General features: G+C 49.4%; 12 protein-coding genes. 8 read left to right on the forward strand and 4 right to left on the reverse strand.

What is annotated here, in order from left to right; translation table 11 throughout:
• Nucleotides 1-109 precede the first annotated feature (109 nt).
• The 6 genes from dnaA (at nucleotide 110) to ACGHAD_RS00030 (ending at nucleotide 8367) form a co-directional block, all read left to right on the forward strand.
• A complete protein-coding gene (dnaA, locus tag ACGHAD_RS00005; protein ID WP_382414890.1) occupies nucleotides 110-1504 on the forward strand; it encodes a chromosomal replication initiator protein DnaA in 1395 nt (464 codons plus the stop codon).
• 102 nt (nucleotides 1505-1606) lie between these two features.
• Nucleotides 1607-2713 (forward strand): DNA polymerase III subunit beta, encoded by a 1107-nt coding sequence (gene dnaN, locus ACGHAD_RS00010; protein ID WP_339616957.1) that lies wholly within the window; start codon nucleotides 1607-1609, stop codon nucleotides 2711-2713.
• 36 nt (nucleotides 2714-2749) lie between these two features.
• Nucleotides 2750-3838, forward strand: a complete 1089-nt coding sequence (recF, locus tag ACGHAD_RS00015) for a DNA replication/repair protein RecF (RefSeq protein ID WP_382414271.1) — start codon at nucleotides 2750-2752, stop codon at nucleotides 3836-3838.
• A 62-nt stretch (nucleotides 3839-3900) separates the two neighbouring features.
• Complete coding sequence (gene gyrB / locus ACGHAD_RS00020; protein WP_339616959.1) at nucleotides 3901-6321, forward strand: DNA topoisomerase (ATP-hydrolyzing) subunit B; 2421 nt, start codon at nucleotides 3901-3903, stop codon at nucleotides 6319-6321.
• 154 nt (nucleotides 6322-6475) lie between these two features.
• Nucleotides 6476-7546, forward strand: a complete 1071-nt coding sequence (locus ACGHAD_RS00025; RefSeq protein WP_382414269.1) for a DUF2157 domain-containing protein — start codon at nucleotides 6476-6478, stop codon at nucleotides 7544-7546.
• Nucleotides 7543-8367: a DUF4824 family protein gene (locus tag ACGHAD_RS00030; protein WP_382414268.1), complete on the forward strand. Its 825-nt coding sequence runs from the start codon at nucleotides 7543-7545 to the stop codon at nucleotides 8365-8367. Before ACGHAD_RS00025 ends, ACGHAD_RS00030 begins: the two co-directional genes overlap by 4 nt.
• A gap of 39 nt (nucleotides 8368-8406) precedes the next feature.
• On the opposite strand, the gene ACGHAD_RS00035 is transcribed toward ACGHAD_RS00030, so the two are convergent.
• Together ACGHAD_RS00035 and ACGHAD_RS00040 are read right to left on the reverse strand one after the other, a co-directional pair.
• Nucleotides 8407-9801, reverse strand: coding sequence for a multiheme c-type cytochrome (locus ACGHAD_RS00035; protein ID WP_382414266.1), 1395 nt, complete (start codon nucleotides 9799-9801; stop codon nucleotides 8407-8409).
• A 335-nt stretch (nucleotides 9802-10136) separates the two neighbouring features.
• A complete protein-coding gene (locus ACGHAD_RS00040; protein WP_382414264.1) occupies nucleotides 10137-12719 on the reverse strand; it encodes an EAL domain-containing protein in 2583 nt (860 codons plus the stop codon).
• A 287-nt stretch (nucleotides 12720-13006) separates the two neighbouring features.
• Here ACGHAD_RS00040 and ACGHAD_RS00045 point away from each other — a divergent pair, with 287 nt between their 5' ends.
• A complete protein-coding gene (locus ACGHAD_RS00045) occupies nucleotides 13007-15631 on the forward strand; it encodes a CHASE domain-containing protein (RefSeq protein WP_382414262.1) in 2625 nt (874 codons plus the stop codon).
• Nucleotides 15632-15640: 9 nt separating this feature from the next.
• Here the strand turns inward: ACGHAD_RS00045 and ACGHAD_RS00050 are convergent, their stop codons facing one another.
• Both ACGHAD_RS00050 and ACGHAD_RS00055 read right to left on the reverse strand, forming a co-directional pair.
• Entirely contained in the window at nucleotides 15641-16576 is a 936-nt protein-coding gene (locus ACGHAD_RS00050; protein ID WP_382414260.1) for a prolyl oligopeptidase family serine peptidase, read from the reverse strand.
• Nucleotides 16577-16609: 33 nt separating this feature from the next.
• Nucleotides 16610-17089 (reverse strand): Lrp/AsnC family transcriptional regulator, encoded by a 480-nt coding sequence (locus tag ACGHAD_RS00055; protein ID WP_339617768.1) that lies wholly within the window; start codon nucleotides 17087-17089, stop codon nucleotides 16610-16612.
• 267 nt (nucleotides 17090-17356) lie between these two features.
• Between ACGHAD_RS00055 and leuA the strand changes: the two genes are divergently transcribed.
• The gene (gene leuA, locus ACGHAD_RS00060; protein ID WP_339617769.1) at nucleotides 17357-19051 is read left to right on the forward strand and encodes a 2-isopropylmalate synthase; all 1695 of its coding nucleotides are present in this window, start codon (nucleotides 17357-17359) and stop codon (nucleotides 19049-19051) included.
• Nucleotides 19052-19157: the final 106 nt, after the last annotated feature.

Below are 19157 nucleotides of genomic sequence, written 5' to 3' on the forward strand. Positions count from 1 at the left end.
AACTTTGGGTGTGGGCGGTACACTACTCGGCTTTCGCTTATTTAGAATAAATTCAGTTGTTGGGGGTTGTGTTTTGCCGCATTCGGTGTGGAATTATTGTGTGTCCAGTTTGCGTGAGGAGCTTCCCTCGCAGCAGTTTAATACCTGGATACGCCCACTTAAGATAGACGAAGAGGCGGATGCTGACCGACTGCGCTTATTGGCGCCCAATCGTTTTGTTTGCGATTGGGTGTGTGAGAAATTTTTAGCGCGTATTACCGAGCTTGCTAAACATTATCAGGATGGCCCCGAGTTTGCGATTGAGGTCAGCGTCGGCGCGCGCGCCGCGATGCGTCCCGCGAGTTCATCAAGCAATAGCAGCTTTTCTGCGCGCGAGCGGCCAGAGCCACCGGCGCGCCCTTCGGTTTCTCGCTCGGAACCACCGCCACCTCCGCCTAAGGCAGCGCCAGAACCTGCGGCCAATGTAGAGGGAGGGTTAAAGCATAAAGACAACCTTAATCGGGGCTTCTCTTTTAATAGCTTTGTCGAAGGTAAGTCGAATCAGTTGGGGTTGGCTGCGGCCAGGCAGGTATCAGAGAACCCGGGCGGGGCATACAACCCTCTGTTTATATATGGTGGGGTTGGGCTTGGTAAAACCCACTTGATGCAAGCGGTGGGTAACGCGCTGATTAACAAAAATCCTAACGCCAAGGTTATCTATTTGCACTCCGAGCGCTTTGTCGCTGATATGGTAAAGGCATTACAGCTTAATGCCATCAACGATTTTAAACGGTACTACCGTTCGGTTGATGCGTTGCTTATTGATGATATTCAATTCTTTGCCGGCAAGGAGCGCTCACAAGAGGAGTTCTTTCATACCTTTAACTCCTTGTTAGAAGGTGGGCAACAGATTATTCTGACTTGTGACCGTTACCCTAAAGAGATTAATGGTCTTGAGGAGCGTTTAAAGTCTCGCTTTGGTTGGGGCTTAACGGTAGCGGTCGAGCCACCAGAGCTTGAAATGCGGGTGGCAATCTTAATGAAAAAAGCGGCACAGGTGGCGGTAGATTTACCCCATGATGCGGCCTTTTTTATTGCGCAAAGAATTCGCTCGAACGTAAGAGAGCTAGAAGGCGCCCTCAAGCGCGTGATGGCGAGTGCTCACTTCACAGGGCGGTCGATCGATGTTGAGCTGGTGCGAGAAGCACTAAAAGATCTGCTTGCGCTGCAGGATAAACAAGTCAGTATCGAGAATATCCAGCGCGTGGTGGGTGAGTACTACAAAATTAAAATTGGCGATATGCTCTCTAAGCGTCGCTCGCGCTCGGTAGCGCGGCCGCGCCAGGTGGCCATGGCTTTGGCGAAGCAATTGACCAATCATAGTTTGCCAGAAATTGGCGATGCGTTTGGCGGTCGCGATCACACCACGGTGTTGCACGCTTGTCGCAAAATTAAAGAGTTAGAAGAAGAAGACGCGGATATTCGCGAAGATTTAAAAAATCTGTTGCGCTCATTAACGACCTAAAACGTTGGAGCAAAAACGAGCGAACCCAAGGAGTGGCCCGGTTAAATTAACAACCGCGTCGCCAGACATTCAGTAAAATGGACCAGACGAAGAGACCTGCACATGAAACTTGTCGTATCCCGCGAGGCCTTACTAAAACCCCTGCAATTGGTATCTGGTGTGGTAGAGCGTCGCCAGACGCTGCCGGTACTGTCAAATGTATTGCTGGTACTAGAAGGAAGCCGTTTGTCGCTGACAGGTACCGACCTTGAGGTAGAAATTGTCGGCCGTGTCGAGCTTGAAAGCCCCGGTGTCGATGGAGAGATTACAGTGCCGGCGCGTAAGTTTGTGGATATTGTCCGCTCGTTGCCAGATGACGCGAATATCGAGCTGCACGAAGAAGAAGGGCGGGTACTTTTAAAAAGTGGCCGCAGCCGGTTTACTTTGTCGACCCTGCCCGCCACCGACTTTCCCAATGTTGAAGATGGCCCCAGCGATTTGCAGTTTAGTTGCCAGCAGCGGGAGTTAAAACGCTTGATTGAGCGCACCGCCTTTGCCATGGCGCAGCAAGACGTACGCTATTACCTAAACGGTATGTTGTGGGAGGTAAAACAAGATCAGTTGCGGGTTGTGGCGACCGATGGTCACCGCATGGCAATGTGTACCCGCACGCTTGGAGTTAATACTGCGGATACCATACAGTCGATCTTACCCCGTAAAGGGGTGTTGGAATTGTCGCGCTTAATGGGCGAAGTGGATGATTTAGTGGATATCACCCTAAGTGCCAACCACGTTCGTGTTACCTCAGAAGACTACACTTTTACCTCGAAATTGGTGGATGGTAAATTTCCAGATTACGAGCGAGTATTGCCTCGAGGCGGTGATAAAATTGTATTTGGTTCACGCAATGAGCTAAAACAAGCATTTTCTCGCACAGCGATCCTTTCCAATGAGAAGTACCGCGGTGTACGGTTATTGCTAGAGGACGGTCAGCTGACGATTGTTGCCAATAACCCAGAGCAAGAAGAAGCGGAAGAGCAGCTCACGGTGGATTACAGCGGTAGCTCGCTAGAGGTAGGTTTTAATGTCAGTTATCTGACGGATGTAGCCAACGTGATTGATAGTGACACCATTAAGATTACCTTGTCTGATGCCAACAGTAGTGCGCTTCTTGAAGAACCTGTTGATGATGGTGATTCACTCTACGTGGTTATGCCAATGCGCCTGTAAGGGCGCATTGTAGTTTAAAAACACCCCTCTCTTTTTATGTCCCTTAGTCGGCTGATTGTTCAAAACCTCCGTAATTTACTGTCGGTCGATATTGAGCCCTCGCCAGATGTTAATCTTATCTTTGGTAAAAATGGCTCAGGTAAAACCTCCATTCTTGAGGCCATCCACGTATTGTCTTTAGGTCGTTCGTTTCGCGGCCACAAATTTAAAGCCCTGATTAATGAGCACCACCCGGCGATGACGGTATTTGGTCGCGTTGACGATAGTGGTGGCGATATTCCTATTGGTGTTTCTCGCTCGCGCAGTGGTGATGCGACCTTCAAAGCTCACGGCCAGGCAGTAGGCTCGCTAGCGGAACTCGCCGGCTTATTGCCTTTACAGGTAATCAATGCGGATGCGTTTCTGTTGTTGGAGGGTAGTCCTAGCGTCAGGCGGCAGTTTTTGGATTGGTTGGTGTTCCACGTGGAACCAGGCTTCTTTAGCACCTGGAAAGCCGCACAGCGCTGTCTAAAACAACGGAATACTATCCTACGGCGTGATAGAATAGAGGGTTCAGAACTGCAGGTCTGGGAGCGAGAGCTTGTTGCCGTCAGTGAGCGGATGGCAAGTATGCGTTTGCGGGCCTTTGAAGCATTTAGCGAGGTGTTTCACCAGCTAATTGATGAGTTCGTTATGGCGGAAGGTTTGACCCTGAGCTTATATCGCGGCTGGGAAAAAGACAAAGGCTACGCTGAGGTGTTGTCTGAGACTTTAGAGCGGGACTCCCGTTTGGGGTTTACCGGTTCGGGGGTTCACCGTTGCGACATTCGAATTCGAATCAAGGGTCATGCTGCCGCCGATGTCCTGTCACGCGGGCAGCAAAAGCTGCTTGTTTGTGCGATGAAGATTACCCAAGGCGTGGTGTTCGCTAAACTAACTGACCGCCGCTGTATTTATTTAGTGGATGATCTGCCGGCAGAGCTAGACGAAGAGCACCGACAGCTGCTGGTTGATTGGCTGCACAAGCTTGAGACTCAAGTATTTATTACCGGCGTGGAGCAGGATGCATTGCTTCAACCGTGGCATCAAAAGCCAGATCGTGAGATTAAGCTGTTCCACGTGGAACAAGGTAAGATTGTAGAGTAGGTATAATGCAGCTTGCGCAGGTATAGCGCTGGCTAAACGAATAAATTCGGAGTGTAAGACCTATGTCAGACGATATCCCTAATTACGATTCGTCCAGTATTAAAGTCCTTAAGGGGCTGGATGCCGTTCGCAAGCGCCCAGGCATGTACATTGGTGATACCGATGACGGCACCGGCCTGCATCACATGGTATTTGAAGTGGTGGATAACTCGATCGATGAGGCGCTGGCAGGGCATTGCTCCGAAATCAACGTTGTGATTCACCCGGATGAATCTATCTCGGTCTCTGATAATGGCCGCGGCATTCCTACGGAAATGCACGAAGAGGGGGTATCCGCTGCGGAGGTTATCCTTACGGTATTGCACGCCGGTGGTAAATTTGATGACAACACCTATAAAGTGTCCGGTGGTCTGCATGGGGTGGGTGTATCGGTAGTAAACGCGTTATCGGCCGAGTTAAAGCTTACTATTCGCCGCGGCGGCAAGGTTCACGAGCAAACCTACAGTCACGGCGTGCCTCAAGAGCCGTTAGAAGTTGTGGGGGATACCAGCAGCACGGGTACTGAGATCCATTTTAAACCCTCGGCTGAAACCTTTACCAATATCGAGTTTCACTTTGAACTGCTGGCTAAGCGCTTGCGCGAGTTATCGTTTTTGAACTCTGGCGTACGTATTGTTTTAAAAGATGAGCGCAGTGGCAAAGAAGAAACCTATGAATATGAAGGTGGTTTACGGGCGTTTGTGGAGCATCTAAACGTTAATAAAACCCCTATCAATAAAGTTGTACACTTTAATACCACCCGCGATGATGGTATTGCGGTAGAGGTAGCACTGCAGTGGAACGACTCGTTTCAAGAGAATCTGTTTTGCTACACAAACAACATCCCGCAAAGGGACGGTGGCACCCACTTGGCGGGCTTTCGTGCTGCCTTAACGCGCAGCATGAATACCTATATTGAGCGTGAAGGCCTGGCTCAAAAGGCTAAGGTTAGCACCACCGGCGACGACGCCCGCGAAGGTCTAACCGCGATCATCTCGGTAAAAGTACCCGATCCAAAGTTCTCGTCTCAGACCAAAGATAAGCTGGTTTCCTCCGAGGTAAAAACCGCTGTAGAGCAAGAGATGACGCAGAACTTTACCGACTTCTTGCTGGAGAGCCCTCAAGAGGCGAAGGCTATTGTGGGCAAGATGATTGATGCCGCCCGCGCCCGTGAGGCCGCCCGTAAGGCCCGAGAGATGACTCGCCGCAAAGGCGCGCTGGATATCGCAGGCTTGCCGGGTAAGTTGGCGGACTGCCAAGAGAAAGACCCGGCATTATCTGAACTGTACCTAGTGGAGGGTGACTCGGCGGGTGGCTCGGCAAAACAGGGGCGCGCCCGTAAAACACAGGCAATTTTGCCCCTCAAAGGTAAGATTCTAAACGTCGAAAAAGCTCGGTTTGACAAAATGTTGTCATCGGCAGAGGTTGGTACATTGATTACCGCGCTGGGCTGCGGCATTGGCAAAAGCGAGTTTGACCCCGAAAAGCTGCGTTATCACAGTATTATTATCATGACGGATGCGGATGTGGATGGCTCGCACATCCGCACCTTGCTGCTGACCTTTTTCTTTCGCCAAATGCGCGAGCTGATTGAGCGTGGGCACGTTTATATTGCGCAGCCACCGCTGTATAAAATCGCTAAGGGTAAGCAAGAGCAATACCTTAAAGACGAGGCCGCCCGCACGGCGTTTTTGACCCAGGCGGCGCTGGAAAACGCTAGTTTACACGTAAACGCCAACGCCCCTGGTGTAAGTGGCGAGGCATTAGAAGCACTGGTAAGCGAGTTTCGCATGGTTATGGATACCATTGAGCGTCTATCGCGTCTATACCCCAATGACGTTTTAGAGCAGATGATCTACATGCCTTCACTGAATAGCGACCAGCTAGGTGATCAGGCGCACATGGAAGATTGGTGTGCACAGCTAGCGAGTCACTTTGTTAACTCCCACCGTGCCGGCAGCGATCGTTATGAAATCAGCGTGCGTGAAGACGATGAGCGCCACCTATTTCTGCCTCATATCGAGATCATCGAACATGGTGTGGCCGCCGAGTACCCCTTTAATCATGAGTTTTTTGCCTCCGGTGAGTACCGCTCAATTGTCGCCTTAGGTGAAAAGCTCGAAAGTTTGATTGAAGAGGGCGCTTACGTACAACGTGGCGAGAAAACCTATGAGGTAGAAACCTTCCAAGAGGCGCTAGAGTGGCTGATGAAAGAGGCCACCCGTGGTTACTCTATCCAGCGCTATAAAGGTTTGGGCGAGATGAACCCAGAGCAACTGTGGGACACCACCATGAACCCCGAGACTCGTCGTATGCTCAAAGTAAATATCGCCGATGCCATCGGTGCCGATCAGATATTTACCACGCTAATGGGGGATCATGTTGAACCACGCCGGGAGTTCATCGAGTCTAACGCGTTAGCGGTTGCTAACCTAGATGTATAACTGAGCGTGCTGTTGTTAAGTAAAAAGGCCCGTTAGGGCCTTTTTTGTATTATTTTAAGGTTTACGATAAAGAGTCTAAAACTCTATTTAACATAATCCATAGGGTATAAATCGGCCGAATCCAGCGATCGCCGTTAATAACAGGGAAGGGAGTATGCACAGCGACAACCGCGCGGTGGCTGAAGGGCGCAAGGAGCAGATCTTAGCCTTTCGGCGAGAGTTACAACAGTTAGAGCAACAAGGCGTTCTACAACTTGATACCGAGCAAGCTCAGTCAGTGGCGAGCTTTCACAATCTAACGCTTAAATCCCTTAGTGAGCAGCACGACGTGGATCTATCACACAGTGCACGGCAGTTATCCCTGGGGATGCAAGTGGTGTCATTTTTAGGGGCTTGGGCGCTGGCGGCCAGCGTGTTCTTTTTCTTTTATCAGTATTGGGGTTATCTACCCACGTTCGCTCAAGTGTCGGTTTTAGTAGCTGCGCCTTTGCTAACCTTGCTCATCACCTACTGGATTGCACGGATTGATACAGCGCTTTATTTTGCCAAGCTTACCGCGTTAATTAGCTTTGCCTGTTTTGTGATTGATGTTTCCCTGTTGGGCACTCTCTTTAACTTACCGGCCTCGTCGCTTGCCCTAGCTTTATTTTCCGCGTATGCCGCGTTACTGGCTTATGCGCTGAATATTAAATTGTTATTAGCTGTTGCGCTACTGTGTGTGTTTGCATTTATTGGGGCGCAAACAGCAACCTGGAGTGGCGGCTATTGGTTGAGTCTTGGGGATCATCCCGAGAACTTCTTGTTGCCCACTTGTGTAATGTTTTGGCTGCCCAGTGTTATCTCCCAAGTGCGGTACAGTGGCTTTGCCAATATTTACCGTGTTTTATCTTTAGTTGGATTTTTTGTCGCCGTGCTAGTGTTATCTAATTGGGGGCAATCAAGCTATTTATCGGCATCATCCGCTATGGTTGAGGGCTTATACCAGGTGGTTGGTTTTGGTGTAAGCGGCGCAGTAATTTGGCTGGCTATCCGCAATGGCTGGCAGGCGGTTATGGCAACGGGCAATGTATTCTTTGCGTTATTTTTATTCACCAAGTTTTTCGATTGGTGGTGGGATTGGCTGCCTAAATCGATATTCTTTTTACTGATTGGTCTAACGGCAGTGTTAGCGTTAGTAGTGTTTTCTCGTTTGCGTCGTACCGCGCAGCAAGAGGTAGCCCTATGAAGCGTTTAGTCATAATCGCCGGTACTTTAGTGGTGTTGGTAAACGCTTTTGTTTTGTTGGGCGTGGTTTACAACCGGTTTTGGCTCCAGCCCACTACCCTTGTTTTGCAAGAGCAAGAATTGCGTTTACCCAATAGGGCGAGCCGTGCAGAGAGCGTGGTTGAGCTATCTTTACGCTGGCAGGGAAATCTTGTCGATAGCAACAACTACCACTACCACTCATACAGCCACGAGGTGAAACTGCCTCTGGCGTCTTACACACGAACTGGATTCTCCCCGGCTACCTGTAAAGATGACAAACCAGTGTTTATTAGCGGAGAAGAAAAAGCAGGTTGGGTGTTGTTGGAGCTTAATGGTCCAGCTTACCAGACGCTTAAACAGCAGTATAAAGCCAATGTCGTTAAGCACGAAAAAATGGTAGATGAGAATATTTCAGAAGAGAATGTCAAAAGACTTGGCGTGGCAGAGAAAAACTATCAATGGGTTGTACACAGTGGCTCAAGGTTAATTGCGGTAGATGCTTCCTTTGATAAAGCGCTATTACAGCAAAGTGCTAAAAATTTTGAATCACCGACACTAATACTTCCCGTGAGTATTAGGCCCACTCGATCTTGCCGTAAAGCGACTGTACAGGTGAGGCCGAGAAATATAACAAAGCTTTATGTGCCGGCTTCAGAGCGTGCTGTTACTGACGGTTTGAGAGCTGTGCGTCAATATAACGATAAAGTACAAAAGCCGCGCTTTTGGGCGGAAGTAAAAGTTGGTGGCAATGGCAACCGGTGGATTACAAAAATGGGGCGCTGCACCGATCAATGTAACTAGGTTTGTGAGTCACCCGCATTGCGGGTGACTCGACTTGGCTTAATGTTTCGCCAGGCGTTCGGGTGAACTTTTTGTCGGCGTTATTTTAAAGCTTTTTGCTAGACTTACGATGGTTTCAACTTTTACTGTGAGTTTATTTTTCCCTAATAAGTTGTCGACAAATGCTTGAGAGAAAGGCCAGTAATTGACGCTAGCGTTCACCGCCACAGGCCCCTGTACGTCTGCGGGAATATCAATGGCGTAATCAACCAAAGCGTGTCCTTTGGGCAGAATACGGTTATCTGACATAATGTGAGTAACACGCCAGACTTCCACCTCTACCTTTTTACCGTTCTTATCGCCAAGCTTTACCATAAAATTCTTTGTGTTTGGCTCGGTCTTGCCATTTTTAATTGCGCCCGAGCGATAGAACACCTTGCCGTTAGCATCGCTTAGTTTTATGTCCACCCAAACTTCACGTCCTTCGGGGAAGCCGGTGGGGAGTTTGTGTCCGGCCCCTGTATTGGTGATTTTAAGGCTTAGGGTAGTGCGTTGGCCGGCCGTGAGGGAGGTGGGCGGATCAATAAGCTCGATGGTTGCACTTGATTGCAGTAAGGCACGAGCGCGCTTGGCGTTTTCTTGGTGGCCAAAATGCTCAAGCAAGGTAGTGTTACCGCCGGCAAACCAGTGGGTTGCTCGATCGGCGCGCTCAGGCCCCATGATGGCACTATTTCCTTGGACCGGTTTCATGTGGCAATCCTGGCAGCCGATACCTGCAGTGCGGTAGGGGCTTTCAAACCACTCGTCGTAGGTTCGCTCTATCGGTACGCCGTTCAGTGGGTGAGTAACGTTATGGCAGGTAGCGCACATGGCCGACTCTGTGTGCAGCGGCGAGAACGCTGTCTCGTGATAGGGCGATTGTGCGTTTTGGCGCGGCCCGTACTTCACCCGCTTTTCCCCCGCATCGTTCATAACGTAAGAGCCATTATCAATGCCACTAATGGCGCTGATATTGTGGCAGCTCTCGCAGTCGACACCGGGTAAATCGGTTTCAGGGTTGTTGACCGAGGGAGGGCTCTGATTGTCGGCGCGGGTAACTTGACCGGTCATTAAACCGGTTGGCGTGTGGCAGCCAGTACAAAAACTATCGAGCGCACCATCGCTGGCTTTACTAGCCCGACTGAGCAAGGCGCGATAAATCGGATCGTCCCAGCTATGGGACATCATTGATGAACGCCATTCGCGATAGATATCGCTATGGCAGCCACTGCATACTTTGGCATCGTCAAAGCGGTGTTCAGGAATCACTTTACCAGTAGAGGTGGCGGCCCGGTGTGGGCTATAAAGAGGCGTTAGTGCCTCGTCAATAATTCGTTGTTCGACAGCTGTGCCGGCAAACACAGAAAGGCTGAGAGTCAATAAGACTCCAACCACAGTGGTATGAATCAGGTGCATGCATAACTCCATTATTATTGTCGTCATCGACGTTAGGGCGGTATGCATCTATCAGAGCTAGTTTTATTCTTTTGGGGTAGGTTATATTAAGTAACAAAAAATACAATATTTATTGGTACTTAGTATAATAATTGTGAGTTAAAGCACGCTCCACTCGGATAAAGCGAGCGTCACTTAAAGTTACTTTGACTATCTTGTAATGGTGGTTGATTAAAATGTTTGCCGTGGTGAAACCAGCTAAAAATGGGTGTTTATGATTTATAAATAACTATTTGCAGCTCGGTGTTGGCCAGTTTTTTTGGATATTTAATGGCCTTCCCGGTGTTGCGGGAGTTTTAAGTGTAGCGGTGACGCTGTTCTTGTTCGATCAGTTGAATAAATGATGCGGTGGGTAAGGGTTTATTAAAATAATAACCTTGGCCGTAGTCGCACTGCCAGTGGCGCAAATAATTGAGCTGTTCTAGGGTTTCAATGCCCTCGGCAACAACTTCTAAATTAAGTTTGTGAGATAAATCAATCATTGTCTCGGTTAACGCCTCGGGTATTTTTTCTTGTCCGAGTTTTTTAATAAAAGACTGATCTATTTTAATAATATCGATGGGGAATTTTGTAAGATAACTCAGTGATGAATAACCGGTACCAAAATCATCAATAGCAATGGTAATACCAAGGGATTTAAGTTTGGTGAGAACCCACATTATCCGATCAGACTCTTCGATTAATAATCGTTCGGTTATTTCGACGGTAATATCAAGCTGTTCAGAAGCTTTTGTGATCAGTGCTAACCACCGGTCTAGTGAGTCATCTTTACTGGAAAAAACTCTGGGTGAAACATTAATAGATAAGCTGATTGCGTAGTTTAATCGCTGCGATAATGCGATTAACTGTTCACTGGCGGTAGCCAGTACAAAACGATCAATTTCGTTGATGCGGCCTGTCTCTTCTGCCAGGGTAATAAATTCATCGGTTGGTATTTGCTTGCCTGCGCGAAACCAGCGAACCAAAGCCTCGCACTTGCTGACCCTGTTATCGGTTAGATCAACGATAGGTTGGTAGTAAACACTAAACTCTTGCTTGTCGATCGCGGTGACCAGCTGGGTACTGAGTAAGTGACGTTTCTCTGAGTCGATTTGCATGTTCTTGGTGAAAAATTGCCAACCATTCCGGCCGGATCGTTTCACGCCATACATTGCTTGATCGGCCTTTGAGACTAATGACTCAACATTATCACCATCATCCGGGTACATAGAAATTCCTACGCTTGCACCGCAAAAAACATGGTTACTGTCGATATTATAAACTTGGCTGATGGCTTTGATTATGTGCTCGGCAACCGAGACGGCGATTTTGGCGTCGTAGACATCGTGTAAAATTACAATAAACTCATCGCCACTGTAGCGGGCAACGGTATCGGTGGCGCGAACGCAGGCTTTGATTCTCGTGCCAACACTTTGCAGGAGTCGATCTCCGGCTGAGTGTCCAAGGTTGTCGTTAACCGGTTTAAAATTATCCAGGTCGATGAAGAGTATGGCGAGTTTATTGTGGTCGCGTTGCGATTTAGCAATGGCTTTACTCAGTCGGTTTTGAAACAACAAACGATTGGGTAAACCGGTGAGTTGATCATAGATCGCTTGTTGTTGAATTTTTTCTGTAAAGCGCTTTCGCTCTGTAATGTCTTGCATAGAGCCGAGTACAGAATAGGGCGGATTCGTATCTTCCAGGGGCTTGCCAATAATGCGGACCCAACACTTGCCTAGTTTTTCACAAAAAAAGTTAAGCTCTATATCAAATGGCACACCAAGGCTGGCATCGATAATAGCCGACTTAAGGGTTTTCGCTTGCGTGGCATCAAACCGTGCCAGTATTTGGTTTAACGTGGGGGAGGGCGTTTGGTATTCCATGCCTAAAACTTTAGCGGTTTGTTCGCCCCAAAGTGTGACGACAAGTTCGTCTTTTTGCGGGCTAAGTTGCCAGCCACCGACTAGAGCTAACTTGCCGACCTCGCGCAACAGCGCTTCGCTTTTTTGCAGGGTTTTCTGGTAGCGCAAATCGCGGCGCATTTGCTGGTAGCGAGAGGCAATAGCCATTAATAACATCAAGGCGATAACCAAAAAGGCTCCGCGTAGCACCCAAATGACATTGCTTTCGTCTTCCCAACCATGCGGCGGGCGGCCTGCCATTTGCCAGCTTCCGCGGCCAACGCTAAAAGTGGTGATAATGCTTCGCTGATCAGCGAAGAGCGCACTGTCACCCAAAAAGACCTCGCCATTTTGCCCCAGGCCATCTCTTCCGCGAATGGCAATATCGATCGGGAGGTCGTCTTTTAGTAGCCCAGCGGTTTGGTACAAATCTTTTGTCATCATTGGGGCCGAAACAATACCCCAAAAAGAGTCGTTTCGTGTAAACACAGCCACCCGGCCTATAACCGCTTCGCCTCCTTGCACTAACGTAAGGGGACCGGCGAGGTTTAGCTCACCGCGGCGGTTAAGCGTGTTGATGGCGGCCATTTGTTTGGGTAATTGGCGGTAATCGACGCCCAGAGCTGCCTCATTGCCTGCCATTGGATGGATATAGCGAATAATTAAATTGGGGGCGGCGGCTAAGTTCTTTAGCAGTGGTTCTTGACGGAATACAGTAGAGGCATAATCTTCGAATTCGGCTTGGGAAATATCGGGAAATAACCCGATATGTGCCGCCAAACCGCTAATCAGTGACAAGTTGTTGTTAATGGCACCTGACAGCTCCGCGGCGTAGGCGCTGAGTTGCTGGGTAACCTGTTGTTGCTTGTCGTGTAGCGCGGACTCGCGAAAATGGCGTTCCAACATAACTTCAGTCGCCGCTGCCGCTAATAGCAGAGCAACAAACATAGAGAGCGCCCACTTGGCCGCTGGGTTGCGCTTAAGGTTATCCAGCTTCATATCGACTTAGGCGAATCAGTGAGCAAGAGAGTGAGGTCTGCCAAATCATAGCCCCAATATAGCGTTTTTTGCGAAGTTTTACAGGGGTTATCGTTGGCTGTTTTTAATCTATCGGACTTACGGCGTCAGGGAGCTTGGCTCAGGCTTGCTTTAGGCCCTGTTCGCCTTTCCCACTGTGGCTGCGGTAGTGGAGGCTAAACTTGGCTTTAAGGTAAACGAGCCCTACGGACTGATGTGCTAAAGTTGGCTTACTGTCCGTACTTTCTAGTAAACAGGAGCTGATCTCTTTGTATACCTTCTTGCGCATACTTTTATTAGCCATCGTTTACTGGGTGGTGGGGCGTATTGCGCTGCTGATGGCCATACCCCCAGGGTTTGCCGGTGCGGCGTTTCCGCCGGTGGGTATTGCCTTGGGCATGCTCTTGTTGTTTGGTGTTCGGCATTGGCCTGGTGTTTTTTTCGGCTCACTTGGCCTCAACTTATCGGTTGCCTATGGTATCAGTGGGCAGTTGTCCGCTGCGGGCCTAGGAGTTGCTATAGGTATCGCGGTGGGTAGCACGCTTGCGGTGGTTTGTGGTGAGCGGCTTATTGCTCGTTTTTGCTCGCGTGGTCAGGCGCTATCGAGTGAGCGTAATATTGCGCTAAGTTACTTTCTGGGTGGGCCTTTAAGTTGCTGCGTGAGTGCAACGATGGCAAGTGTCTGCTTATTTATAAGCGGTACCACCGCTCGTCAAGACGTGCCTTACACTTGGTGGACGTGGTGGCTGGGTGACTCAATCGGGGTTTTGGTCGCGCTCCCGATCATGTATATGTTGTTCGCCACCCCACGCGCGCTATGGCGCGCTCGTCTGTTAAGTGTCGGTGCCCCGTTGGCGATTGCTTGCGCGTTGATGATAGCTATTTTTATCAGAGTGAATGACGCCGAGCTGGACAAAATCCGACAGTCATTCCTACAGCAGGCTTTACCGTTTAGCACCAATATAAAGGCGCGACTTGAGAGTCAGCTGAGCGTATTGAAAAGCATCGATAGTTTGTTTCACGCCTCTAATTATATTAGTGCGAAGGATTTTGATCATTTTGTTGCCAACCCCTTGAGCGATAACCCAGAGATTTACGCACTGTCGTGGAACGAGTATGTTCGCCACAAAGATCGTCCTCGCGCTGAGCGGGAGTTAAGCCTGCGAGATCTCTCCGCCCAAACTATTACTGAGGTAGATCCGCAAGGCAATCTAATCGTTGCGCGGCAGCGATTAGATTACGTGTATGTTAAATACGTTGTTCCTTTAGCGGGTAATGAAAAAGCACAAAGCTTTAATGTGGCCTCGATTCCTAATCGACGTGAGGTGTTAGAGCGCTCGGTCTCGAATCGTAGTGCGCAAATGACGGCGCCCATAAAACTGGTACAGGACAACCTCACCCAGAAAGCAATGCTGCTTTTTTACCCGGTTTATCAGCATCTGGCGCCGCATAAGAAAAATGATTGGTCGCAGATTCAGGGGTTTGCTACCGCCGTGGTGTTTATGGATCGTATAGTCGATAAAGCGCTTGCCGGCTATGGTAAGAGCCCCACCATATCGGCCACTTTAGAGTACCTCGAGGGCGGTACGGCAGAGGTATTACATGCTGGAAAAAACAGGTCCGAATCGGTATTGGCCGACTATTTATTTCGGCAAGATACTTTCGAATTTGCCGGTCAAACGTTTCGCGTGACTCTTAGCCCCACGGATGCTTTTATCGCTCAACATCGCAGTCCCTTGAATTGGGCTGTGCTTGCGTTGGGTTTTTTGTTTTGCGCATTACTAGGCGGTTTCTTGTTATCACTTAGTACCCGTGCATCTATGATTCGACAACAGGTATTTGATCGGACACTTGAGTTATCGCTAATTTTGGAGCACGCCAGCGAAGCGATTTTAACCATAAATTGCAATGGTCGTATTACCAAAATAAATACCGCAGCGGCGCGTTTGATGGGGAGTGACCCTAAGTATTTAGAAAACACCAGCATTACGCCCTATCTACCCAAGCTGAGCTTAGAAGATACTGCGATTGACGAAAATTTCTTGGATAGTGCCAGTGGCACGATTGAAACAAGTCTGAGAACAGCGAGTGATGAATACTTAGCGGTTGAGGTTGGTAGCAGCACGATTGAGCTGGAGGGCGAGTGGTACCGAATATTAATTCTACACGATCTAACCGAGCGGAAAAAAGCGGAGCGCTTAAAAAGTGAGTTTATTAGTACTGTGAGCCACGAGTTGAGAACACCGCTCACGTCAATCAATGGTGCGCTTAAGTTGGTAAGCACAGGTGTCGTTGGTGAGATTGACGATAAAGTAAAAAATATGGTGGATATCGCCCGCAATAATACAGAGCGTTTAGAGCAGCTGGTAAATGATATTCTGGATGTCGAGAAACTAGATTTTGATCAGATTAAATTTGATTTTCAATCTTTAATATTGGTTGATGTTGTGAACCAAGCTGTCGAGGGAATTGCGAATTATGCAGAAGGATTTCGCGTTAGCGTTGTAAAGCGTGAAGAGTTTAATGTCTTCGATACGATTACTGTAACCGCCGATAAAAACCGTTTAATTCAGGTGCTGATTAATTTATTGTCAAATGCGATTAAGTACTCAGAGCCGGGCGGAAGAGTCGATATTGGTTTAAGTGTCAGTGAAAATGAGATTACCTTGTCGATTAAAGATGAGGGCCGGGGTATGCCCGAGTATTTTAAAAAATATATATTTCAGAGATTTTCTCAGGCTGATTCCACTGACAGTCGTGAAAAAAGCGGTACCGGTTTAGGCTTGTATATTACTAAAACCTTAGTCGATAAAATGTCGGGATCGATCCACTATGAATCCGAGTTGGGTCGGGGTACTGAGTTTTTTGTGACGCTTCCCCGAACCCAACGATAACGTAAGTTGTTAGCGGCGTTGCTCTAACAACCACTGATAAAAATCATCACTCTTATAAACTCGGCGCCATGCGTCGTGGCCCATATCCTCGTGGGTGGTAAAGCGCACGTGGGCGTGACCCAGCTGTTCTAGGCGGTTGAGGCCGGGGTAAAAATACTGAATAGGTACGGTGTGATCGCGGCCACCGGCAAATTGCCAGAGGGGAATCTGGTGCTTGGCTATGGGGGCGATATAAGAGGGGTGGCCCCAGCCAACTACAGGGGCAATGGCGGCAAACAGGGTTGGGTGTTGACTGGCCAACCACCAAGTACCAAACCCACCGTAGCTCATTCCTGTGAGATAAAGCCGGCTTTTATCGGCACGAAAATCATGTTGCACCGCGTTAACAATGTGCATTAAATCGCCGTCGACTTTGTCCCAACCGCCGGGTAATAACGGTGGAATTAAACTCATATCGATATGAGAGGGTACACCCGTCATAGGCTTTGGTGTGGCAAAGTAGGGTGAGCGGGGAGGGGTGCCCTCATCAAGTCGCTCGGGTATTTGCGTACGAGAGCGGTTATCAATATAGCTAATGCCGCGCTTGTCCATGCCAAACATATGCAACTGCGGTGAAATGATAATAAAAGGCAGATCTTTTTTCTGAATCCAAGCTTCGTAAAGTGGGCCGTGAATTAATACGTAATCGAGATCTTCTTTACCGTTACCGCGCTCGCCGTTGCCATGTAAAAATAGAATAACAGGCCACTTTTTTTCGGGCTCGGTTTTATAGTTGCGCGGTAGATAGACAAAAAAATCACGCTCTTTGTTATCGACTTTGCTGACGTAGCTGATGCGCTCAAGGGAGGGCTCACTGGAGACCGGTTCGGCTGGCGGCGTTTCAGCAAAACTGCGCGCTCCACTTAACAGCAAACCAAGAGCGATCAGTCGGGTAAAGCGGTTCATAATCAGCCTCAATTATTATCGGTGTATGGTGATTTACGCTTTGTGCGAAATAGGCAGTGCCGTCGTGCGGATCGGCGACTTGAGTACAAAAGACGATTGTACTCCGGTAACACCGTCAATTCGCGTTAGCTTATTAAGCAGAAACTGCTGAAAGGCGTCCATATCTTCAACAATCACTTTAATTTGATAGTCCGCCGATTGCCCGGTAATCAGGTGACACTCTAACACTTCGGGGTAAGCGGCGATGGTGGTTTCAAAGTTCTCAAAGCGCTCGGGGGTATGCCGGTCCATACTTATTTGGATTAGCGCGGTGAGGTTGAGCCCTAACTTACGGGCGTTGATAAGGGCGACATAACCGTCAATTAAGCCGTCTTCTTCCAGCTGCCGCACGCGGCGTAGGCAGGGGGACGGTGACAGACTAATCGCGTCCGCCAGCTCTTGGTTGGAAATTCGTCCGTCCCGTTGCAGGCGCTCAAGAATCATTCCGTCATATCGATCGAGTTGCGTGGCCACAAACACATTCCTATTAAAATTCTCAGAGAGGCAACTATAGCGCAACAATATGCTAATAAATGTAAATATAACGTTATTTTGGCAATCATCTGCCGCTTGCGGGTATCTATACTGTGTTTACGGGTGGACGAGGCGCAACCGACCACAAGTCAGGTGCGCTATTTGTCGCAAAGGGCCATAAGCTCTGGTGAGTAGCAAAAGTGGGAGACCCCTACTTGGAGTGATCGCCGCCCACCCCGAAAACCTTATAACGCGTCGGAGAAGACCATGTTAAAGCAGCCACACACTAAATATCGCGCCTTTGCTCCGGTCGTTTTACGCGATCGCCAGTGGCCGAACAACACCATTACCCAGCCCCCGGTATGGATGAGCACTGACCTGCGCGACGGCAACCAGGCGCTGATTGATCCTATGTCGGTGGCGACCAAGCTGAAGTTTTTCCAGGCGCTGGTAGCGATGGGCTTTAAGGAAATAGAGGTGGGCTTTCCCTCGGCGTCGCAAGCCGATTTTGACTTGGTGAGACTGCTAATTGAGGATAACCACATACCCGATGACGTGACGATTGAGGTGTTAACGCAAGCGCGGCAGGAGTTAATCGACCGAACGGTGGAGTCGTTGGCAGGCGCGCGGCGAGCAATTGTGCATATGTATAACCCCACGGCGCCGGATTTTCGCGAGATCGTTTACCGCACCGATCAGGCCGGTGTTAAAGCCATTGCCGAGCAGGGCACCCGCTGGGTGCAACAGGCGACCGCACGTTACCCCGATACCGAGTGGGTCTACCAGTACTCACCCGAGGTTTTTTCGGGTACTGAGCTGGCGTTTGCCAAAGAGGTGGTTGATGCCGTGTCTGCTATTTGGCAGCCAAGCCCCGGCCACAAAATGATTGTTAACCTGCCAGCAACAGTGGAGATGGCGACGCCCAATACTTACGCCGATCAAATTGAGTGGATGCACCGCAACCTCGAACGACGCGATAGCATTGTCTTAAGCGTGCATCCGCATAATGACCGCGGCACTGCGGTAGCGGCGGCCGAGTTGGCCGTTATGGCCGGCGCCGATCGCGTAGAGGGCTGCTTGTTTGGCAACGGCGAGCGCACCGGCAACGTGGATTTGGTGACCTTAGCACTCAATTTATACACCCAAGGCGTCGATCCAGGTCTCGATTTTGGTCAGATCGATCAGGTGCGTCAATTGGTCGAGCATTGTAACCAGCTGCCGGTGCACCCGCGCCACCCCTATGCGGGCGAATTAGTTTTCACGGCGTTTTCGGGCTCACACCAAGACGCCATTAAAAAAGGTTTTGCCCAGCGCCAAGAGGGGGACGTTTGGCGAGTACCTTACTTGCCGGTAGATCCGGCCGACCTCGGCCGCTCTTACGAGTCTGTCGTGCGGGTCAATAGCCAATCGGGTAAGGGTGGTATTAGTTTTCTTTTGTTGCAAGAGTTTGGGTTAGATATACCCCGGCGCCTACAAATTGAATTTAGTCGTATCGTTCAGGCGCACACCGATAAAACCGGCAAAGAGGTGACTAGTGCGGATATCTTTGCCCTGTTTGAACGGGAGTACTTACAGCTGAGCGAGCCAGTTAGCTACCACCATAACGAGCAGCATAGCCGTGATGATGAAGTGTCCATGGCGCTGGAGGTAAGCATTGCCGGAAAAGCACAGCGCCTTAAGGGGCAGGGCAGTGGTCCGGTCGCGGCGGCGGTAGCCGCTTTACAGCCTTTGGTTGATGAGCCGATGGTCGTCATCGATTATCACGAGCACGCGATTAGTGGTGGTGGCGCTAAGGGTGATGCGGTGAGCTATATTGAATTGCGCTTCGGCTCAAATGATCCAGTGTTTGGTGTGGGGCGCGATGGCAGTATTGTGGCGGCGGCGATTAAAGCTTTAATTAATGGTGTCAATCGCTCGGTAGCGAGCGCAGCTCCAGGCTCGCAAGTGGCATTGTCTGCTTAAATGGGCTAAATATAAAGCACAATACGGTTTCCTGTCGGGCCGTGTTGTGTTTTTTTATTGATAATAAGCAGAGTCTGTCACGCTAGCGCAGGTTCTAAAAAACCAA

Source organism: Gilvimarinus japonicus (assembly GCF_042847215.1).
Taxonomy (GTDB): Bacteria; Pseudomonadota; Gammaproteobacteria; order Pseudomonadales; family Cellvibrionaceae; genus Gilvimarinus; species Gilvimarinus japonicus.

Bases quoted from the DNA above. Each gene is read 5' to 3' on its own strand.
- dnaN (WP_339616957.1), top strand. From the start codon at position 1,607: ATGAAACTTGTCGTATCCCGCGAGGCCTTACTAAAACCCCTGCAATTG.
- recF (WP_382414271.1), top strand. From the start codon at position 2,750: ATGTCCCTTAGTCGGCTGATTGTTCAAAACCTCCGTAATTTACTGTCG.
- gyrB (WP_339616959.1), top strand. From the start codon at position 3,901: ATGTCAGACGATATCCCTAATTACGATTCGTCCAGTATTAAAGTCCTT.
- ACGHAD_RS00025 (WP_382414269.1), top strand. From the start codon at position 6,476: ATGCACAGCGACAACCGCGCGGTGGCTGAAGGGCGCAAGGAGCAGATC.
- ACGHAD_RS00030 (WP_382414268.1), top strand. From the start codon at position 7,543: ATGAAGCGTTTAGTCATAATCGCCGGTACTTTAGTGGTGTTGGTAAAC.
- ACGHAD_RS00035 (WP_382414266.1), bottom strand. From the start codon at position 9,801: ATGCACCTGATTCATACCACTGTGGTTGGAGTCTTATTGACTCTCAGC.
- ACGHAD_RS00040 (WP_382414264.1), bottom strand. From the start codon at position 12,719: ATGAAGCTGGATAACCTTAAGCGCAACCCAGCGGCCAAGTGGGCGCTC.
- ACGHAD_RS00050 (WP_382414260.1), bottom strand. From the start codon at position 16,576: ATGAACCGCTTTACCCGACTGATCGCTCTTGGTTTGCTGTTAAGTGGA.
- leuA (WP_339617769.1), top strand. From the start codon at position 17,357: ATGTTAAAGCAGCCACACACTAAATATCGCGCCTTTGCTCCGGTCGTT.